This is a genomic window from Syntrophomonas sp., from assembly GCF_028707975.1.
In the GTDB taxonomy this organism is placed as follows: Bacteria; Bacillota; Syntrophomonadia; order Syntrophomonadales; family Syntrophomonadaceae; genus Syntrophomonas.
Genome location: NZ_JAQVZX010000139.1, coordinates 1 through 3,962 on the forward strand (window position 1 = coordinate 1; position 3,962 = coordinate 3,962).

The 3,962-nt window shown below is 46.0% G+C and carries 5 protein-coding genes; 2 read left to right on the top strand and 3 right to left on the bottom strand.

Annotation, left to right across the window (positions count from 1 at the left end; translation table 11 throughout):
* Together PHP87_RS11180 and PHP87_RS11185 are read left to right on the top strand one after the other, a co-directional pair.
* Positions 1-350: MBL fold metallo-hydrolase (locus PHP87_RS11180; protein WP_299921378.1), on the top strand; the 350-nt coding region annotated here is incomplete at its 5' end.
* On the top strand, positions 347-1,882 hold the full coding sequence (locus PHP87_RS11185; protein ID WP_299921380.1) for an HD domain-containing phosphohydrolase: 1,536 nt from the start codon (positions 347-349) through the stop codon (positions 1,880-1,882). The genes PHP87_RS11180 and PHP87_RS11185, both read left to right, overlap by 4 nt.
* A 150-nt stretch (positions 1,883-2,032) precedes the next feature.
* Here PHP87_RS11185 and PHP87_RS11190 read toward each other — a convergent pair whose 3' ends face one another.
* The 3 genes from PHP87_RS11190 to PHP87_RS11200 all read right to left on the bottom strand — a co-directional run.
* Positions 2,033-2,992, bottom strand: coding sequence for a sensor domain-containing diguanylate cyclase (locus PHP87_RS11190; RefSeq protein WP_299921382.1), 960 nt, complete (start codon positions 2,990-2,992; stop codon positions 2,033-2,035).
* Between the two features lies 1 nt (position 2,993).
* Positions 2,994-3,626 carry a chemotaxis protein CheC gene (locus tag PHP87_RS11195; protein ID WP_299921384.1) on the bottom strand — a complete coding sequence of 211 codons (633 nt, stop codon included), beginning with the start codon at positions 3,624-3,626 and terminating at the stop codon, positions 2,994-2,996.
* The coding region (locus tag PHP87_RS11200; RefSeq protein ID WP_299921386.1) for a response regulator at positions 3,619-3,962 on the bottom strand (344 nt) is incomplete at its 5' end. The genes PHP87_RS11200 and PHP87_RS11195, both read right to left, overlap by 8 nt.

The following is a 3,962-nucleotide window of genomic DNA, read 5'->3' on the forward strand; positions in this document are numbered from 1 at the left end:
GCAGCCTGGCTTACCGCCTGGATTACGATGGCCGCTCCTGCTGTTACATAACCGATACAGAACACTACTCCTGTGTTGATCCGCATCTGAAAGCCTTTTGTGAAGAGACCGACCTGATGATATATGACAGCAATTACACCGATGAAGAGTATCCCCGTTTTCTTGGCTACGGCCACTCCACCTGGCAGGAAGGCGTCAAACTAGCTCAAGCTGCCGGGGTCAAGAAACTGGTGCTTTTCCACCATGATAAAGCTCGCAGTGACGAAGAAATGGATAAAATCGAAAAAGAGGCGCAAGCACGTTTTCCCAACTGTATTGCCGCTCGTGAAGGATTGGTGATTGCTCTTTGAGAAGTTATACCCCCGAGATACTGGAGCAAATTGAGGACATAATAAATATTGGCATTGCTCTATCAGCAGAAAAAGACAAAAACCGTCTTCTGGAAATGATTGTTACCGAAGCCCGGAGGATTACCCATGCTGATGCCGGAACCCTTTATCTCTGTGAAAATGATTGTTTGAGTTTCAAGATTATGCAGAATGAATCCATGAACACCTTTTTTGGGGGCCAGGGAGAAAGAATTAACATCCCTCCCGTTCCTTTGAAGATGGAAAATGTATCCGCTTATGCCGCCATCACCCACAAGAGCGTCAATATTCCCAATGTATACCAGGCGAAGGAGTTCGACTTTTCCGGTCCCAAAAACTTTGATGAGAGTACCGGTTACCGTACTCTTTCCATGCTGGTCATTCCCCTGGAGAATCATGAAGAAGAGGTCATAGGGGTATTGCAGCTGATAAATGCCCGTGATGAAAACGAGAAACTGATTCCTTTCGCTCCCTACTTGGAAAATGTAATTACTTCACTGGCTTCACAGGCGGCTATAGCTATAAGCCATATGCAGCTTGTAGCCGATATAGAAGAGTTGTTCAATTCTTTTGTTCAGGTGATGGCAACCGCCATCGACTCCCGCACCCCTTACAATGCCAACCACACCCGCCGCGTGGCCCTGCTGACCGGGGAAATAGCCCGGGCCATCAACCGGCAGAGCCAGGGATACTGGGCCGAAGTATCGTTCAGTGAAGAGCAAATTACTCAATTGGAGATGGCCGGCTGGCTGCATGATATAGGCAAGATTGCCACCCCCCTGGAGGTAATGAATAAATCAACCCGCATTGAACGCCAGCTGGAGCTAGTTTTGCAGCGCTTTGATTATATTTTAGCCAGCAGTGAAGCCGAATACCTCAAAGAAAAGCAAGCCCTTCTATCTATTAATACCAATGATAACCGGGAGCAATTGGAACGACTGGATAAATCCTGGGAGGAAAAGCAGTACTATATAAAGGAAAGCCGCGAATTTATAATCAAGGTCGATCATCCCTCCACTTTCGTCAACCAGGAAATAGTAGAGAAGCTCAAGGAAATAGCAACGCTGAGTTATAGGGATGGTTCGGGGAAGCTGCAGCCCTGGCTCCGGGAGAACGAGTTTAATTGCCTCTGTGTTTCCAAGGGTACCCTGACTGAGCAGGAGCGAAAAATCATGGAAGAGCATGTGGTGGTAACGAGAAAAATGTTGGAGAAAATACCCTTTACCAAAAAATTGCAGGATGTCCCTTTTTTCGCCTCCATCCATCACGAACACCTTAACGGAAGAGGTTATCCTCGGGGACTCAGCGGAGAGCAAATACCCCTGGAAGGCCGCATTCTGGCCCTGGTAGATGTATTCGATGCTCTCACTGCCTCCGACCGGCCCTATAAAAATGCCCTGCCCCTAGAGCAAGCATTAAAAATTTTGGGCTTTATGGTGAAGGATGGGGAGCTGGATGGGGATCTGTTGCAACTGCTAGTTGAACAGCGGGTTTGGGAAAATATTTTGGACTAAAGCGGGTGGTGATATGGCTTTTAAGCAGCGGAAGAAACTGCAGAGCAGTTTCAACACAGCGCTGCAACGAGCCGGGGGATTAGAAACCGCCGCCTGTTTTGTTAATAGGAAACCGGCCGCTTAAAGAAGCGGGGGACATATTTTACCTCGTTATGTAACGGAATGATAGAAGTGATAATCATTTTTTCCGCTGTCCTTTACCTGGTACATGGCTAAATCCGCTTTGTTGATGAGATTGCGGCTATCACTGGCATCTTTGGGGTAAAGGCTGATGCCAATACTTGCCGTCAGATATAGTTCCCAGCCCCAGAACAAAAAGGGATGAGCCAGAGCCGTTAGTATTTTTTTAGCTATTGTAGCGGCATCAGATTCGCTTTTTATCTGGGGAAATATGAAAAGAAACTCATCCCCACCCAAACGGGCCAGGGTATCACTTTCCCGCAACAATACCCTCAGTCTTTCCGCTACCGCCTGCAACAAGTAATCACCCGCTTCGTGCCCATAGCTGTCATTGACCTCCTTGAATCCATCCAAATCAAGAAAGACTACGGCCAGCATTTCTTTATTACGCTGCGCCATGCTGATGGCATTATCCAGACGGTCATAAAATAAATAGCGATTAGGCAGTCCCGTAAGAGCATCATGAAAGGCCTTAAAGCGGTTTATCTTTTCTGCCGCCCGCACCTGTTCGTATTCGCTGTCTATTTCCTTTATCATATGTTTAAGCTGCTTAACCCGGCTGTAATGACCAGTCATATCGGAAATCTGCAGCAATATATATTTTTCATCATTATAGTCCAGCGGTTCTACCAGTAGATTCTGACGCACATCTTTTTGTATTTCCTCCGCCGGAGGAATAAAACAATGATGCAGAGCACCGGACAAAAACCGGCTTTGCCGGTGAAAAAGCGCCCCCTGAAAGGCATCGAGGCATGGTTTACGGGATAAGTCGGAAAAGAGCTGTGGCAGCTTTTGTCCAATAGTTTCTTCTTGACTTTTTCCCGCATATTGCTCCAACCAGGCATTCCAAAAAACTATTTTCAGATCTTTATCCAGTATTATTATTCCCTGGTTAACCTTATCCAGAGCTAAATAGGCCAATTTAAACATCTTAAGCCTCCAGCATCGCATCAATTTTATTGAGCAAACAGGAAACGGAGTTCAGGTTCAAGGCAATCATTATAACCCCCTGAACCTGTATTTCAGCCACAGTAAAAGTAGTATGCAATATCAGAATATAAACCCCATCTTTGAGAAAAAGTCTTTGATCTGATTCCGTAACATCGATAAGCTCCACTTCCGGTACGGTGAACACCACCCGGGTCTCCAACAAATTGCCGAATTCTCCTATTACTGCATTTAGAATAAGATTGCTGATTTCTTTCAGGACATCAAAGTCGGTATCTAAAAAACGCGGCGGTACTGCATCCCCCTCTTCCAGAAGCAGTTCCTCTCCTATGCAGGCATTAACCAATAGTTTAGCCTGCTGTACTGGAAAAACCAGAAATGCCTTGCCTCTAAAATCCTGTCCGAAACTTACATAAGAAGATACGATATGCCCCGGTGAGAAAATATCCGGTAATGGCAGGTCACCCTGTTCCATTTCCGATTCGGGAATCAAATCCACCCGCGGTACTGATAATAAGATCCTTAGTCCCACCATTTCCGAAAGGAGACTGGCCGCATATCCTACATAAACATTTACCAATTCAGTAAGGGCATCCTTCTGCAGGGGATTAAGCATAAGACCCCTCCTTGAGCAAAGCTAGCAGTTCCCCGGCCTTTTCATTATTCAAGGGCTTGTTGAAAAAAGCTAAAACCCCCATTTCCTCAACTTCCTCCCGGGTGGCCTTCTGGATATCCGCCGAAATAATAATTACCTTAACTTGCGGGTTGCTTTCCTTCACCACCTGCAAAAACTCCTGACCATTCATTTCCGGCATTAGCAAGTCGGTGATTATGAAATCAGGCTTCTCTTGCTCATAGAGGTCATAAGCATCCCGGCCATTATTGGCCGTAATAAGTTCCGCTTCCGGAAGATACTTTATAAAAATCTTTTTCAAAAACCCTTGGAAGAACT

Coding starts and splice junctions, on each gene's coding strand:
- PHP87_RS11190 (WP_299921382.1), bottom strand. CDS start 2,992: ATGTTTAAATTGGCCTATTTAGCTCTGGATAAGGTTAACCAGGGAATA.
- PHP87_RS11195 (WP_299921384.1), bottom strand. CDS start 3,626: ATGCTTAATCCCCTGCAGAAGGATGCCCTTACTGAATTGGTAAATGTT.